Consider the following 13,517-nt stretch of genomic DNA (forward strand, 5'->3'; position numbering starts at 1 on the left):
ACAATCGTTCGGTGACTGACAAGAAACGCTGCCTCACCCTCCACGTTGTTGTTCCCGACCGTTCGCAAAGGGGCGCAACAGTGGAGGTCCAACCGCTGGTCGACGGTGAGGACATCCTGACCAAGGCTTTTGCAGAGGGGCGAGGCGAGGACCCCAGGTACCTTCTGCTGCCGGAGAGCCCTCTCATAGCCGTTGCTGAGCCGCACGAGGTGCGGTTGGCCGAGGCGACATGTACCGAAGGGTGTTGCGGCGCTCTCTACGTGACCATCCGGCGGGACGGCGACCGCGTGATCTGGAATGAGTGGCGCAACCCCGATAAAGACGACGTCGACCTACCGGAGTTCTGGTTCGGTGCTCAGGAGTACCAGGCAGAGGTCGAGCGAGCTGTCGCGGACCACAGCTGGGAGTGGCCGGCGCGCACCGTTGCCCGGCTTCTGGAGCTGCACCTCAAAGCGCGCACCGATTGGCTTGCACAGTGGGAATGTGAAATTGGCGCGGTGTCAGCCTGGGTATGGGAGCCCCGGCACATCGACCTCTTCCTCCTCCACCCAGGCCGCTCGGCCCTCAGGGAAGGCCTCCCATGGCTGCAGTTCCGGATGACGCTTGACGTCTCCAGCGATACCCCCGAAAAGCAAGCCGAGAGACTCGCTGATCAACTCGTGGCGGATGACCCACGTCGGACAGCCGAGATCTGCGGCGGATCTCCGGAGTACGCCAGGCGACTCGGATATCCCTTGCCACCGCGGTGGCGGGCTTGAACTCTCTCCAGTAGTGGCCTGTCCGGCGAACTTGATCGCTTGCAGGCACGCATGGCATCGAGGGCGACCTCGGGGAGAAGGACCGGCCGCTGGCCGGCCCGATCCCCAAGGGCGTGGCCTGCGCGGGGGTTTCCGGCGCCGGTCGCGAGCGTGCTGGTCGGGTGCGGCGGCCGCCCCCGGGCGTCTCTGCTGGGTGTGAGGACCGTCAAGCGGCCGGTTGGACGGCGGCGCCGAGGATCGGAGACGTCCTGGACAGGCTCGGGACACTCGGTACCTTCGTCGCAAACCTTGCGGATGACGGTGGCGTGCTTGATGTAGCCGCCGTTGCCTGCCTTCTCCGCGAATGCCGGTGGATTCAGATATTCGGACGGGCGGAATAGGGCCTGAGCCGTGACGTATCCGCTCCCTTCCAGGGCCCTGAGAGATTTCCTCCTGTCGCTCCGCCCAGGCGATGTCGTGGCTGGGGCGGTGAGCGGAATCGAGAACTTTGGTGTGTTCGTCGATCTCGACGGGGCGCCGGAGGCTTCGGTGGGATTCATTCCTCCGCCCGAACTTTCGTGGAGACGGATCTCCTCTTGTCACGAAGCGGTGTCAATGGGGCAGCGTGTGAGCGCTGAGGTCTTGGCGCTGGACACCGAGAAGCGTGGGCAGGCTGTGCTGTCCTTGACAGCCCTGCAGGAGAATCCATGGCTCGTCTGGGCTACGTGCGTGGGCAGCATCGTCAGTGGCCGCGTCACGAAGCTCGTCCCGTTCGGTGCCTTCGTAGGTCTCGATGACGGGATTACAGGGCTGGTTCACAGCTCCGAACTCCTGGCAGCAGAACCGGACCGGGGAATTCGTGTCGGCGACGTGATGACCGTGCGGATCGCAGAGGTCGACCCGCCCGTGCGACGCATGCGTCTGGCACTCGCATGACCGACGCTGCACGAACGGAGCCATGAGCTACCGGCCACTCTGGGTGTCGATCTCGCAGCGCAGCTCGTACGCGATCTGCTGAAGGGGGAGACGGATGATCCCGGTGGAGGCGTGGAGGCGTGGAGTCGGTCGATGGCGTGCTCCGTGCCGGTCGATGTGGCGCTCAACGATCGTCGGCGCGCCCAGTTCACCACTGAGTTCCCGGAGCCGTCGCGCGATACTCGCCGATCGCGTCTCCGCTTCGTCGCCGCTCAGGACTGCTGGCGCGGGGCCTCATCATCGGGAGTGTCCGGCGGGCTGGCGAAGTGGAAGGGCACCGAGAGGTGGGCAGCAAGGGCACTACCAGCCCGCTCGGCGGCTACCGCTACCGCTACCGGGTGACGCGGGCGGCAGTCCGCGTCCTCGCCGAGGTACAGCTTGGCCGTGGACCAGTCGATGGTGGCCATCTGAGTCTTGGCTGCGGGGTCGGCGGTGATGGCCAGGAGTTGCACGAACCAGTCGTGGACGGTGTCACCGTCCCCAATCGCCTCGATCGCCACGACGTGGCCGGCGCGCCCGGCCGTCCGATAGGCCACTGCCGGCCGGTCACCAGGCGTGACGAGCATCAGCAGACCGCGGAGGCGCTGCGCCCCCGGGTCTGCAGCCCGGCCGGGCTCAGCCGATCGTCTTGATCATCCGGGCGGGCACTCCCGCGACCACGGTGCCGGCGGGAACGTCACGAGTGACTACCGCGCCTGCCGCGACCACCGCACCGGCACCGATGGTCACTCCCTGCGTGATCACGGCAGCCGTCCCGATCCAGACGTTGTCCTCGATGACGATCGGGGCGAAGGAGAGGTACTTGCGGCGCTCGGCCAGGGGCAGTGGATGGCCTCCGGTGATGAGGCTGACCTTCGGGGCGATCATGACGCCGTTCCCGATCTGGATGCCTCCTTTGTCCATGAAGGTGCATCCCTGGTTGACGAAGACGTTCTCCCCGAACGTCGTGTTCAGCCCGTGCTCGGTGAAGAACGGCGGGTAGATCACCACGGACTCCGGCAGCGGACCACCGAACACAACCGAAAGGAGTTCCGCACGGCCTTCGCTGTCGCTGAACGGCAGCACGTTCAGCCGGGACGTCGCATCGGTCACCTCCGCGATCCGCTCCGCATGACGCGTGAACTCAGGCGTCCGGACATACATGACCTGCTCTGTGCGGGTAGACATGCGCTGATCCCACCACCGGGCAGAACACTCGATCAAACAACCCTCCGCCACACCGGACACAACCACTGGTTGTGGAATTAGGGTGGAAGCGTGGATGTTGCAGCGCTGCGGACGTTCGTGACCGTCGCCGAGACCGGCCAGTTCCAGGCCGCGGCCGACGAGCTGGGGATCAGCCAGCAGGCGGCCTCCAAGCGGATCGCGGCCCTGGAGAGACACATCGAGGCCACACTCCTGGTGCGGACCTCCCGAGGCTCCCGGCTGAGCCTGGACGGCCAGGTCTTCCTGCCGCACGCCAAGAAGGTCCTGGCGGCCATCGAGCAGGCCGAGCGGGCCGTGCGCCCCGGCAGCCGTCCCTTGCGTGCCGATGTCCTCAACCGGCGCATCGCCCCTGCCCAGGCCGTCTACCGGTTCTACCGCTCCCACCCCGGGACGGACCTCGACGTGGTCACGCTGAGCGCGGAGAACGCCGCCCAGGCCGCCCATGCGGTGATCGAAGGGATCGTCGACGCGTCCTTCCGCGCCCTGCCGGCCGACCAGGTCCCGGCCGGGATCCGCGCCGAACGGCTCCTGGACGCACCCCTGGAGCTCCTGGTCGGACCGGGTCACCCCTTGGCGAACGCGTCCTGGGTCAGACCTGCGGACCTGGCCGGCCACCGCATCTGGATCCCCGGGATCAGGCCGGACACGGAGTGGTCAGCCTTCTACCAGGCGCTGTCCAAGGCCTTCGACCTGAGCATCGACGCACTCGGCCCCCACTTCGGCGACGAGGCCCTGATGGACGCCCTGGCCGACTCGGCCTCGCTGGCCACCCTCGTCGGCAGTGGGGACCGGTACCTGTGGCCCCGAACCCACGACCTACGGCGCATCCCGTTGCACGGCCCGACCCCGGTCTACCCGCACATGCTGCTGTCCCGCAGCGGAGACCAGCACCCCGTGCTCACCGCGCTACGCGACCATCTGCGCACCACAGGCCCGCGAACGCCGCAGGACGTGTGGACCCCGGATTGGGTAGACCGCTGACCGGACGACCGAATCAACAGAAACCCCTGGTGATCAATTTCGAGGGATGCCTGCAGGTGGTGGGGGGTGAGCGGCAGCCGAAGCCACCACGAGAGCCGCCACGAGAGCCACCACGAGACGGTCAGGCGGCGGGCTGCCGGCCTTCGTTGTTGAGGTGGCGGCCGGCGGTCAGGCGTCAGGGTCGGCTTCGGGGTGCGTGAACCGCACGGGCTTGCCCAGCGACCGGGCGTAGGCGATTTCGGCTCGGGTGCTGTTTCCGATGTAGTCGCCGACGACGAGCACCTCATCAGCGAGCCGGATCTTCGCCTGGTGCAGTTCGCCGAGTTGAACTTTCAGCGCCTCGGCCTCGACAGGACCGGACCCAAATTCGTGCGGCGACTTCATGTCACAGCCCGGTTTGGCCACAATCTTTCCGACTTTGGTCTCCCGCAGATCTGCCTCGTTCATCTCGGTCATGAAGCGGGTGGAGCCGCAGATCACGACGGTACGCGGGAGGCTCAACAGCTTCTTCGCGTCGGCGAGCTTCTCCTCGGGGGTGAGCAGCTGCGGATATGACACCGGTTCCTCCTGGCGGTGTGCTCCAAGGGGTGCCTGCGGAGACGAGAACGGGCGTGCTTGAGATCGTTGCGTGACGAACGACGTCTACTGGACCCGGGCGAGGGCTTCGTGGAGCTCTCGCACCACTCGACTGCGCGTCGCGATAGGCCTCCTGCCCTTCACGAGCCGGGGGGTACTCGGCTCGCGGCGCGACGTTGGACGTTCTTCAGACGTCTGTCGCGGGTGCAGACCATCCGCTCCACGCTGGAAGCGAGCTCCCCGGCACCCGTATACAGGGCATCAGCCCACGAATCGAGCCAATCCCCATGCAAGGCCTCTAGCGCTGTGGCATGCACGTCATCGGTCGCCTCGGCGATCGCGGTGGTGACGAGCACGTCGAAGTCGACTTCCCGCCAGCGCTCAAGTGGGGATGGAGGCGGTGGCCTGCTTCCGGCGGCGGGGCGGGGAAGTTGAAGCCCGGCCCCGGGAATCTGCAGCCAGCACTCATGCCATCCTGCGTGACGCCCTGAACAGCTCAAATGCCCGGCAGCGACTCGAACGCTTCGCTGCTGCCCTGTCCTGCCCAACCGTCATTGAAGCTGCCCGAGCCGTCGGCATTCACCAATCGACACCGGCAACTCAGATCAGCCGGCTCGAAGGGGACCTGGGCCGTCCCCTGATCGAACGTGCAGAACGGGGCCGCAGGGCGCGGCCCACGCCCTTCGGCGGAAAAGTGGCCGCTGCCGCCAACCGTCTCACCGGGCCAGACTGGTGGCCTTGAGCGCGCGTTGGGCGAAGACGTCGTCCCGACGGTCTTCCATCTGCCGCAACGCGTCCTTGCGGTCCCGCTTGGAGAGCCGGTCAAGATACGTGTGGCCGACGAGGTGATCGGTCTCATGCTGCAGACACCGGGCGAAGTAACCCATCCCCTCGATGACGAGAGGGTTGCCGTCCTTGTCGAACCCACGGGCGACAGCGCGATCGGTGCGGGGAACCGAGATGGCGGCTCCGGGCACGGACAGGCAGCCCTCGAAGTCGTCAAGGAGTCGCCGACTTCCCGGATCGGGTAGTTCCAGAACAGGGTTGATGAGGTGACCGACATGCCGGACCCCATGGTCGTCCGGGCAGTCATACACGAACAGGCGCAGGTCAATGCCAACCTGGTTGGCGGCCAGGCCGGCGCCGTCGGCGACATACATGGTCAGGAACATGTCGTCGATCAGCGCCGACAACTCCGGATTTCCGAACTCGGTCACCTCCCGGCACGGACGGTTCAGCACCTCCTCACCCACCACCGTGACCCTGCGAACCGAACCCCGTCCCGCCTCCGGTGCCAGAGCCGGATAGGTGTTCACGGGGCGGCCTTGCACACGGACTCGTCGGTCGACGGGACGGTCGTGTTGAACAGGCATGGCTGTCTCCTCTTTTGCACACGCCACAGATGCTGCGGACCGCAGTTGCTTCCTTCGGTAATGACTACCGCTTGCCAACTCCTTTGCAAAGTAGCAGACTTTGCAAAGTGACCGAAGATGACCTTAACGCGCCAGGCGAACAGGCAGCCACCACCGGCGAACTGCGCGAGCACGAGGTCCGCACGGCCCTGCTGGACCTGCTCGCCGAAGTCGGCACTGTCACGGCGACCGAAGCCGCATCCCGGCTGGGCTACAGCTCTGGGCTGTGCTCATTTCACCTACGGCAGCTCGCACGACACGGACACATCGAAGAGGCCCCCCATGGCGGGGGTCGCGCACGCCCCTGGCGTCTGAGGCAGCACACCTCTGATGCGGACGGGCCCGCGGAAGAGGAGTTCGGCGACTTGGCCCGAGGGCTGGAGGACGAAAGCTGGCAGCGATGGCTGGCCCAGCGGGACCAGGCGCCAGCCGAATGGCGTCAGGACGAAGCCTTCAGCGCCGTCGCCTACCTGACACCGGAAGAGATGAGCCGGGTCGCGAATGTGATTCGTCGGGCGCTCGCGCCCTACCAGGACCGTGAACAACGCCCCCTGGCCCGGCCCGATGGTGCACGTCCGGTCGCACTCATCACCCGACTGTTCCCCCTCCTTCCCCACACGACAGGCGACGCGGACCAGGACTGAGGAGCGGCCGGTCGTTTCGTTCTCGCTTGAGGAGACGACACGAAGCTGAGACAGCAGGCAGGTGCCACAGCGCGAGACGACCTGAGGGCGCCCAGGCCACCGCACCGTTGCATGACACGGAAGCTGAGAACCTACACGCGCGGACTGCGCGCGCAGAGGCCCCACGCACGCAGCGGCCCACGGGACGTCCCGTCAGGGTGTCTGTGCCTGTGTGAGCGAGGGGGCCAGGGAGTGAGTCGAGGAGCTGACCAAAGGTGATCTTCTCGTCGTCGTAGTCGAAGGTCATGCCGGCGAGTGCCTCCCGTCGTCCCGCGCTGCGCCCGCAGCGGTCCAGCAGGATCTTCAGGGCGACTTCGGGTTCGTGGCGGGTGAGGACCTCGTCGGCGGGGATCTGACGCAGGTGCTCCAGGGTGCGGTAGCGGGATTTCACGACGGCGCGGTGGACCTCGGGGCGGGGGAGGATCTCGCCGGTGGCGGGGGAGCCGAGCCAGGACTGCAGGACGGCCGCGGGGTCGGGGTGCTTGCCGAGTTCGTCGACGTGCAGCAGGTGGGGTGCTCACGATCGGGAGGGGAACCGAGTGCTGACGTACGTTCGACCCCATGATGCGCCCTGGAACCCCGGACGGTGGCCCGGTGAGCGGTTGGCGGGAGTACTTGGAGGAGCGGACCTGCCGAGAGGTCGATGCCGACGTGCTGCGCGACCGCCGGCTGTCGGCGGTCAGGTCCGTCTGGGAGGCTCTGCGCCCGCTGGGGGTGGGCCTGCACGAAGCCGAGCGGGTGGTCCACTCGCGATACGAGGCCCTGGGCGACCGCGTGCAGCGCACCCCGCCTGATCCGCTGGACCTCCCCTCGCTCGCAGCCCGCGCCGCGGCTCTCCCCGGTCGTGTGGTGGCGGTGGAGGCGTTGTGGGACGGCGATTCAGTCCACGACTGGTTCGTGCTTCTGGTCGCGGTCCTGAATGCCTCAGAGGGGGAGGGTCGCCTGGCGACCAACTACCACCACGGCGGTGGTTACCTGGGACCGGGTGAGCCGCGAACAGCTCGCCCTTGAGGGCCTGGAGGCCGGGCGGGGAGAGCGGTCCCGGTTGCCGGAGCGCTGCCGTGGCGCAGCGGGCTGGCTGCTCGGCGTGACAGTGCTCCTGCTCGTGGTGGGCACGCTCGCCACGGGGACGGGGCCCCACGCCGGGGACTCCAGCGATGTACATTGGATGCCCTTCAACTGGACGGTCGTGACGGTCCTCCATGGCTCACTCGCGGTGGCCGCGCTTGCCCTGACGGGGTACCTGCTGCGGGCGTTGCCCAAGGACGGTCGGGGGCGTGCACGCCAGAAGGAGCTCTCTTTCGTCGCCGTGGTGCTGGCCCAAAGCGCGCTCGGGGTGGTGCAGTCGCTGAGCGGGCTGCCCGCGCCGGCCGTCGGCCTGCACCTGTTGGGGTCGGCACTGGTGTGGACCGGCGCCGTCCAGGTCTTCCTTGCCACGCGTTTCGAAGCGCAGCAGTCCGCCGCCGAGCTCCCCGGACCCAAGCGCGGTTTCGGCCGTGGGTGCGGATTTACCGCCCCGCCAGAGGCTCGGCACGGGCCTGCGTGCAACTGTGCACCCCGTCCTGGCACGCACTGGACACCCGGCACTGGGACACCGCCGGGCAGCTCCCGTCGGCCGAACTCGGCTGCGTCCTGGGTGTGTACGCGTCCCGAGTGATGACGCCGCGCGGCCCCACCGCCGTCACCGGCCTAGAGCTCAGGACGGCGCTGCACCCGGCGACCCGGGCCTCCGGACTGGACACTGACGGCAAGCGGCACTCCGAGCGCAACCCCGGCTCGCTGGGCAAGGACTCGGTCGACCCGGCGCCGTGCGAGGCTCCCGACGGCCACCCCGTCCTCAAGACTGGTACGGGAGACTTCCCTGACCGGGGGCTGGGTAGTTGACGGTGTCAGCAGTTGGCCAGGGGGTCTGGAAGATTTTCTGGCCCTCGACGCTCAGGAGCCCCACGGTGGGGGAGCACTGGGAGATGGCGGAAGGGTGCCAGGTGCTGGTCTTCCGGGTGCCGGAGGTCTGGGTGAACCTGCTGCCCCAGGTGGTCTTGTTCTTGTAGGAGTACCCGAGCTTGCCGGCGATCTTGTTGCCGCTGGTCTTCTGATAGTAGGAGACGACCTCGAATCTCGGGCCGTTGTTGAACTTGTAGTGGAACAGCTCACCGCTCGACAACGTGGTGCAGGCGGCACCCGGCCCTACCTTGCCGTCTCCGGGGCAGTTGGCGGCCAAAGCAGTTGCCGCAGCGGGTACGGGGGATGCCTGCACAGCCCCCGTGGAGGAGGCCATCGTAAGGAGGGCGAGTGCAGTGGCGGCCACGCCACGTATGGCGGTGGAAGCTTCGATACGCATCAGTCCGTCCTCGAGTAAGTAATGTTGTGGTACTTGCCATGCAGGCGGATCAGTTGGGTTCTGTGATCGTTTCTGTGACGGCCTCGCCATCGGCGGAGGGCGGCGGAAGCTCTTGGTTCTGGGTGGCGCGTTGGGTGACCTTGCCGGTGGAGGCGTCGACGTAGACGGGTTCCAGCTGCATGGTCGGGTCGTCTGCGGCGAAGGTGGTGATCCACTGGGTCCTCCAGTGGCCGTCGCGCTGTACGGCGAGGAGTTCACTGTCAACGGGGTGGAGGCCGTCGGGCCCCTTCGGGTGTTCCGCATAGGCGAGGGCCGTCTTCTGGGCGGCCTTCTCGGAGATGGTGGCCTGGGGCAGGGCGGTGGGGTCCGGGGTGGTGTTGATGAGCATCTGGGAGATGCGGCCGGCGGTGTTGATCTGGATGTCGAGGCGCATCGGCATGAGCACCCCGGCCGTGTTGCGGCGGCGCCAGCTGGCGATCCAGCCGAGTTCGGCCTTCTCTCCCACGGCTGTGACCTGGGGTTCGGCGCCGTGCAGTTCGCGAGGGTAGTGCTCCTGGGCGTAGCGGCGGGCCAGAGCGAGGGCATCGTGTTCGCCGGCCGGCTTCTTGCGTGTCCCGGGGATGGGGAAGCTGTTCTCGGTGGTGATGCTGGAGTCTTCGAGGGTGACGTTGAGTTGCGCGGCGTCCGGCCAGGAAAGCTCGGCTGAGCCGTGATCGAGGGTGATGAACAGGCTGTCGGGGACGTCTTCCGCGCCGGCGGAGAGTTGGACGTTGACGATCTTGTAGCGTTCGCCGAATGCCTGGCGGATCGCCTGCGTGACCGCCTCCTTCTCCTTGCTCCCGGTGAATTGCAGGCTGGTCGCGTCGACGGCGGTGGGTGTGATCCAGGCGAGCCATACCACCGCGGCGCAGCCCAGGCCGATGCCTGCGCCGATCGTGGTCGGTCCCGCGTGGGCCTTCGGCGCGTTCACATGGCGGCCGGTGAGGTGGAGGAGGGCCCAAGCGAGGAGGAGTCCGACCACCGCGCCGAGGGTGTTCATCTCCACGTCGCTGCTGTCGCATCCGCGGCTGATGCCGGGGACGAGGGTCTGGAGAAGTTCGGTGGCGATGGTCAGCAGAACGCTGCCCGCCAGCACCGGGAGCAGCGTGCGGAAGGCCATCACGCCGAAGAATCCGATGGGCAGGAACAACAGGATGTTCAAAAGCCCCTGTTCGGTGGCGAAGGGCTCGGCGAAGTTCCGGTTGATGATGCATGCCCCCGTGCCACCGGAGCCGGCCGGGCCGCCGCTGGGCAGGAAGAGGGTCAGAGCGAGTTCCGTGCTGACGGCGCCCACGAACGCGGCGACGGCCCACGGCCGCCCGGAGAATCGTCGGCCGAGGACGTACCCCACGGTGGCAAGAAGAAGTACGGCGATTGAGGCGAAGGCAATGAAGCTTGCCTTGCCTTGAAATACGGCAGTGAGCACGGGACTGCTTCACCCATCTGGAGAAGGCACGCGTGGCCCGAGTGAACGGTGCGGACCACGCGCGGCGTCATCAGTTGTCGCAGGTGGCGAGAGGAGTTTGGTAGACCTGCTGGCCGTTGACCGACATCAGTCCCACGGTGCTGGAGCAGTACGTCACGCCGGACCAGGTGGTCCGCTTCGTCGTCCCGCTGGACTGGGAGACGTACCCCACCGCGAATTGCCGGACTTCGTGAAGCCCAACTTGCCGGAGATCTTCGAACCGCTGGTCTTCACATACCAGGTGGGCAGCCTTGTCGTTGGTGTACTTCTGGTGGAACAGCGCACCGCCGCTCAGCGACGTACACGTGTAGTTACGCGAGATGTGACCATCACCGGGACAACCTGCGGCTGCGAGCTTCGCACTTGCCGCTGCCGGGGGAGTTGCGTCCACCGCGTACGCCGCGCTGGACATCGCCATGGACGCCAGCGCCATTCCCGAATCGGTCGCCGCGCGTGCAGCCTTCTGCATCGTCCGCACTGTCATGTGAGTTACTCCTCCTGAATCGGCATCGGGAGGAGAGCCAGCTGTGGCTGGCCCGGTCAAGGCGGCGCCCTCCCCCAGGGCAAGCGACCGAGCCGTTCACAGGCCTGATCGCCACGTCGTCGCTCTATGTTCCGGACTGAGCACAGACCGCAGAAGCGTTCGGCGACGGCCCAGAACGTATCAACCGTGAACACCGCATGAGAGGGCAGAACGGTGGGTTGTATCGGGTTCACGCCATCTTGTGCTGCTACCGATCATTTAGATCCACCTGCCGGTAGCGAGAGAGCCGTCTGTGCAGGAGGTATGTGGCGCCGGTGAGAAGTTTCGCGAATGGCCGGAAGAAGGCGAAAGTGATCAACATCGCCGAAGATGGGCGGACGGTCAGGGGATGTCGGAGACGTCTGTCGAGGCAGCAGGCCAGGGATGGCACCATCAACGAACTCGTGGACGCCGCAGAGCAGCGACTCGGGCATCGAGGCAAATTCCGTGGCCGCACGCTGGAGACGGCGCCGTACTGCTTGCTTGGGATACCCGGGTTCGACGGTCACCCTGACGAAGGAGCCGCCGATACAGGGAGCTCCTGGAGTTCCCGTCACCGTGATGCTGCACCGCTCGTCGCCGTCGCCCTGGTGCGGCCCGACCCACCCCGCCTGGGGTCAGGTGGCGAGGTTGCAGGACCATCTCCGGGGGTGGTGCTCGCATCCGCAGTCCTGCACCGGCAGTAGCCACCCGCGGCAAACGGATCCTCGAGTTGGAGAGGAAGTACGTCTCCTCGAAGGCGTCGGCCATTTCCTCGGGAGCCGGTCGTCGCTGACGCCTTCTTGCGAAGCACCGCAGTCGCCACGGCCGGCAGCGAATCGTACTGGCTCCGGAAGCGCTGTGCCTGTAGTCGTCTGCTGTCAGCGCGGCGCGGAAGCAGCCGTCGAGGTAAGAGTGTCGATGGCGCTGGAGAGATGATTGGCCCATGAGTCGTGGCCATCCGTCACGATCTCGATGATGCGGGTCGAAAACAGTCGGGTGGTCTCGTCTTCAACGAGACTGGTGTACGGCCCTGCGCTCTGTTCGAGGAGAAAGCGCTCGGCGTACAGCCAGTTCAGAACCTCCCGACCGAAGATCCACTGCTCGTGCGCCTTCGTGGTGTTCCGGAACGCGATAGCCAGCGCGGCGCCTGAGCAGGCAACTGACGATTCACCACCTGGGTACCGAGGGGATCCCCGAGATCGCGGTGGCGACCATGGACAGGAACGCTGCTGAAGGCGAACCCCCGGGCCGCAGGGCGATTCCTCTCGGTGCGCCGCCGCCAAGCTCTCTCCAGGCCCTGCCACTCAGCGAAGGCCCGGTCACGGAGCCCCAGAGGCCCCATCACTGCTCCCCATGACCTGATGGCGCAGCACGCCGTCGGCGCCGACCGGGTCGGCGAGCATCAGGCAGGGCGCTGCCGGCTCAGCGGCCACGGGCAGTCCAGACCGGGGTGGCCTCCGCCAGCTGCTGCGTGCTTGTTCTGAGGGGCGTCGTGGGCGGTGGGAACTCGTGTGTTCGGGGGCGCGTCTGTAGGGGCATGGCCAAACGGGTTGAGTTGACCGGTGCCGTCGGCTTTTTGGCGGCGGTCGTCGCTGTGGTGGTCGGGGTGGTTTTGTGGCGGTATGGTGCCCTGCCTGGTTTGCGTGGTGGCTTTGAGGGTGAGCGGGACTGGAGTCTGCTCTATGTGGAGTTGCCGGTCATGCTGTTCGGCTTCCCTGCGGTCACGCTGGTGACCTGGCGGTTTTCCAGGTCTCTTTTGAGCTGCCGGGCTGGGTGGGTCACGCGGGCCGTGGTGCCGGTGGTGGCGGTGTGCGTCGCTGTGGTGGTGCTGGCTTGGGCGAGCTTGACGTGGTTGCACATCCGTGTCGCGCCTTTCGTGCATCCCGGGTGAAGACCTCGCCGCCCGGGCGTTGCCGGGGGCCGAGGCGTGTGACTCGGGCGTGGCCTGCGCGGTCGCGGTTGGTCGGTTTCGCCGGGCACGCTCGTGCACGCCGGAGAGCGCGCGGGCGTCCTGAGTGGCGGGATACGGCAGAAGCTGAACCTGACGCCGGCGTTGGTCCATGATCCGCAGATGGCCTGCTGGACGATCCGTGCCAGGGCTTCGGCTGGGAGACGTATCTGCGCTTTGGGACTGCGCCGCCCGGCTGTGGGCCGGTCGGTGCTGGTTGTCTCGCATCTGGAGTGGGACACCGATCGGCACAGCGCGCCAGGTGTCGGCCGGCACCTGGCGCGACGTCATCGCCGAACTCGACAGCAACCAGTGCGCCTACGACCGTTTCCCTCATCGGGCTCGGCGCCTGACACAACGGCACAAGTGACGTCGGCACGCTCGCAGCGAGTCGTGGCAGAAGACGTTCGCCAGGTCGGCGCTGGCGTCCAGAGGAATTTGGCGTTCTCGGATAGCTGGGTGCCTCGTTCACGTCGAAACGCCGACTCCTGAAAGCCAACGGCCATACCGGGAACAGCCGGCCTGCCCGGCGCTGTTGCATCAACCGACGCACCGACGCACCGACGCACCGACGCACCGACGCACCGACGCACCGACGCACCGACGCACCGACGCACCGACGCACCGACGCACCGACGCACCGACGCAC

15 protein-coding genes and 2 pseudogenes are annotated in these 13,517 nt (G+C 67.0%); 10 read left to right on the top strand and 7 right to left on the bottom strand.

Annotated features, from left to right (window positions below):
* Nucleotides 1-11: 11 nt before the first annotated feature.
* Together ABT345_RS27390 and ABT345_RS27395 are read left to right on the top strand one after the other, a co-directional pair.
* The gene (locus ABT345_RS27390) at nucleotides 12-758 is read left to right on the top strand and encodes a hypothetical protein (protein ID WP_345087117.1); all 747 of its coding nucleotides are present in this window, start codon (nucleotides 12-14) and stop codon (nucleotides 756-758) included.
* Nucleotides 759-1,226: 468 nt separating this feature from the next.
* Nucleotides 1,227-1,673 (top strand): S1 RNA-binding domain-containing protein, encoded by a 447-nt coding sequence (locus ABT345_RS27395; RefSeq protein ID WP_345087115.1) that lies wholly within the window; start codon nucleotides 1,227-1,229, stop codon nucleotides 1,671-1,673.
* 251 nt (nucleotides 1,674-1,924) lie between these two features.
* On the opposite strand, the gene ABT345_RS27400 is transcribed toward ABT345_RS27395, so the two are convergent.
* Together ABT345_RS27400 and ABT345_RS27405 are read right to left on the bottom strand one after the other, a co-directional pair.
* The gene (locus ABT345_RS27400; RefSeq protein ID WP_345087113.1) at nucleotides 1,925-2,278 is read right to left on the bottom strand and encodes a hypothetical protein; all 354 of its coding nucleotides are present in this window, start codon (nucleotides 2,276-2,278) and stop codon (nucleotides 1,925-1,927) included.
* Nucleotides 2,279-2,327: 49 nt separating this feature from the next.
* Complete coding sequence (locus ABT345_RS27405; protein ID WP_345088122.1) at nucleotides 2,328-2,855, bottom strand: DapH/DapD/GlmU-related protein; 528 nt, start codon at nucleotides 2,853-2,855, stop codon at nucleotides 2,328-2,330.
* A gap of 114 nt (nucleotides 2,856-2,969) precedes the next feature.
* On the opposite strand from ABT345_RS27405, the gene ABT345_RS27410 reads away from it, so the two are divergent.
* On the top strand, nucleotides 2,970-3,899 hold the full coding sequence (locus ABT345_RS27410; protein WP_345087111.1) for a LysR family transcriptional regulator: 930 nt from the start codon (nucleotides 2,970-2,972) through the stop codon (nucleotides 3,897-3,899).
* Between the two features lie 168 nt (nucleotides 3,900-4,067).
* Here ABT345_RS27410 and ABT345_RS27415 read toward each other — a convergent pair whose 3' ends face one another.
* Nucleotides 4,068-4,457, bottom strand: a complete 390-nt coding sequence (locus ABT345_RS27415) for a hypothetical protein (RefSeq protein ID WP_345087109.1) — start codon at nucleotides 4,455-4,457, stop codon at nucleotides 4,068-4,070.
* Between the two features lie 409 nt (nucleotides 4,458-4,866).
* Here ABT345_RS27415 and ABT345_RS27420 point away from each other — a divergent pair, with 409 nt between their 5' ends.
* Nucleotides 4,867-5,217 (top strand): helix-turn-helix domain-containing protein, encoded by a 351-nt coding sequence (locus ABT345_RS27420; protein WP_345087107.1) that lies wholly within the window; start codon nucleotides 4,867-4,869, stop codon nucleotides 5,215-5,217.
* Here ABT345_RS27420 and def read toward each other — a convergent pair.
* Nucleotides 5,192-5,848 carry a peptide deformylase gene (def, locus tag ABT345_RS27425; protein ID WP_345087105.1) on the bottom strand — a complete coding sequence of 219 codons (657 nt, stop codon included), beginning with the start codon at nucleotides 5,846-5,848 and terminating at the stop codon, nucleotides 5,192-5,194. The genes ABT345_RS27420 and def overlap by 26 nt on opposite strands.
* A gap of 107 nt (nucleotides 5,849-5,955) precedes the next feature.
* On the opposite strand from def, the gene ABT345_RS27430 reads away from it, so the two are divergent.
* The 3 genes and pseudogenes from ABT345_RS27430 to ABT345_RS27440 form a co-directional block, all read left to right on the top strand.
* Nucleotides 5,956-6,531, top strand: coding sequence for a winged helix-turn-helix domain-containing protein (locus tag ABT345_RS27430; RefSeq protein ID WP_345087103.1), 576 nt, complete (start codon nucleotides 5,956-5,958; stop codon nucleotides 6,529-6,531).
* A 633-nt stretch (nucleotides 6,532-7,164) separates the two neighbouring features.
* The gene (locus ABT345_RS27435) at nucleotides 7,165-7,581 is read left to right on the top strand and encodes a hypothetical protein (RefSeq protein WP_345087101.1); all 417 of its coding nucleotides are present in this window, start codon (nucleotides 7,165-7,167) and stop codon (nucleotides 7,579-7,581) included.
* Nucleotides 7,582-7,917: 336 nt separating this feature from the next.
* Nucleotides 7,918-8,412 (top strand): annotated as a pseudogene (locus ABT345_RS27440) (DUF8841 domain-containing protein); the annotation flags it as partial.
* On the opposite strand, the gene ABT345_RS27445 reads toward ABT345_RS27440, so the two are convergent.
* From ABT345_RS27445 to ABT345_RS27455, 3 genes are all read right to left on the bottom strand, one after another.
* Nucleotides 8,408-8,911 carry a hypothetical protein gene (locus ABT345_RS27445; protein WP_345087099.1) on the bottom strand — a complete coding sequence of 168 codons (504 nt, stop codon included), beginning with the start codon at nucleotides 8,909-8,911 and terminating at the stop codon, nucleotides 8,408-8,410. The pseudogene ABT345_RS27440 and the gene ABT345_RS27445 sit on opposite strands and share 5 nt — an antisense overlap.
* 49 nt (nucleotides 8,912-8,960) lie before the next feature.
* On the bottom strand, nucleotides 8,961-10,301 hold the full coding sequence (locus ABT345_RS27450) for a VanZ family protein (protein WP_345087097.1): 1,341 nt from the start codon (nucleotides 10,299-10,301) through the stop codon (nucleotides 8,961-8,963).
* A 145-nt stretch (nucleotides 10,302-10,446) separates the two neighbouring features.
* Nucleotides 10,447-10,884: a hypothetical protein gene (locus tag ABT345_RS27455; RefSeq protein WP_345087095.1), complete on the bottom strand. Its 438-nt coding sequence runs from the start codon at nucleotides 10,882-10,884 to the stop codon at nucleotides 10,447-10,449.
* Nucleotides 10,885-11,870: 986 nt separating this feature from the next.
* Here ABT345_RS27455 and ABT345_RS27460 point away from each other — a divergent pair.
* From ABT345_RS27460 to ABT345_RS27470, 3 genes and pseudogenes are all read left to right on the top strand, one after another.
* Nucleotides 11,871-12,071 carry a hypothetical protein gene (locus tag ABT345_RS27460; RefSeq protein ID WP_345087093.1) on the top strand — a complete coding sequence of 67 codons (201 nt, stop codon included), beginning with the start codon at nucleotides 11,871-11,873 and terminating at the stop codon, nucleotides 12,069-12,071.
* 386 nt (nucleotides 12,072-12,457) lie between these two features.
* Nucleotides 12,458-12,811 carry a hypothetical protein gene (locus ABT345_RS27465; RefSeq protein ID WP_345087091.1) on the top strand — a complete coding sequence of 118 codons (354 nt, stop codon included), beginning with the start codon at nucleotides 12,458-12,460 and terminating at the stop codon, nucleotides 12,809-12,811.
* 105 nt (nucleotides 12,812-12,916) lie between these two features.
* Nucleotides 12,917-13,117 (top strand): annotated as a pseudogene (locus ABT345_RS27470) (ABC transporter ATP-binding protein); the annotation flags it as partial.
* Between the last annotated feature and the right edge of the window lie 400 nt (nucleotides 13,118-13,517).

It is taken from the genome of Streptomyces sp. NPDC000404 (assembly GCF_040300365.1).
GTDB lineage: Bacteria > Actinomycetota > Actinomycetes > Streptomycetales > Streptomycetaceae > Streptomyces > Streptomyces ramulosus.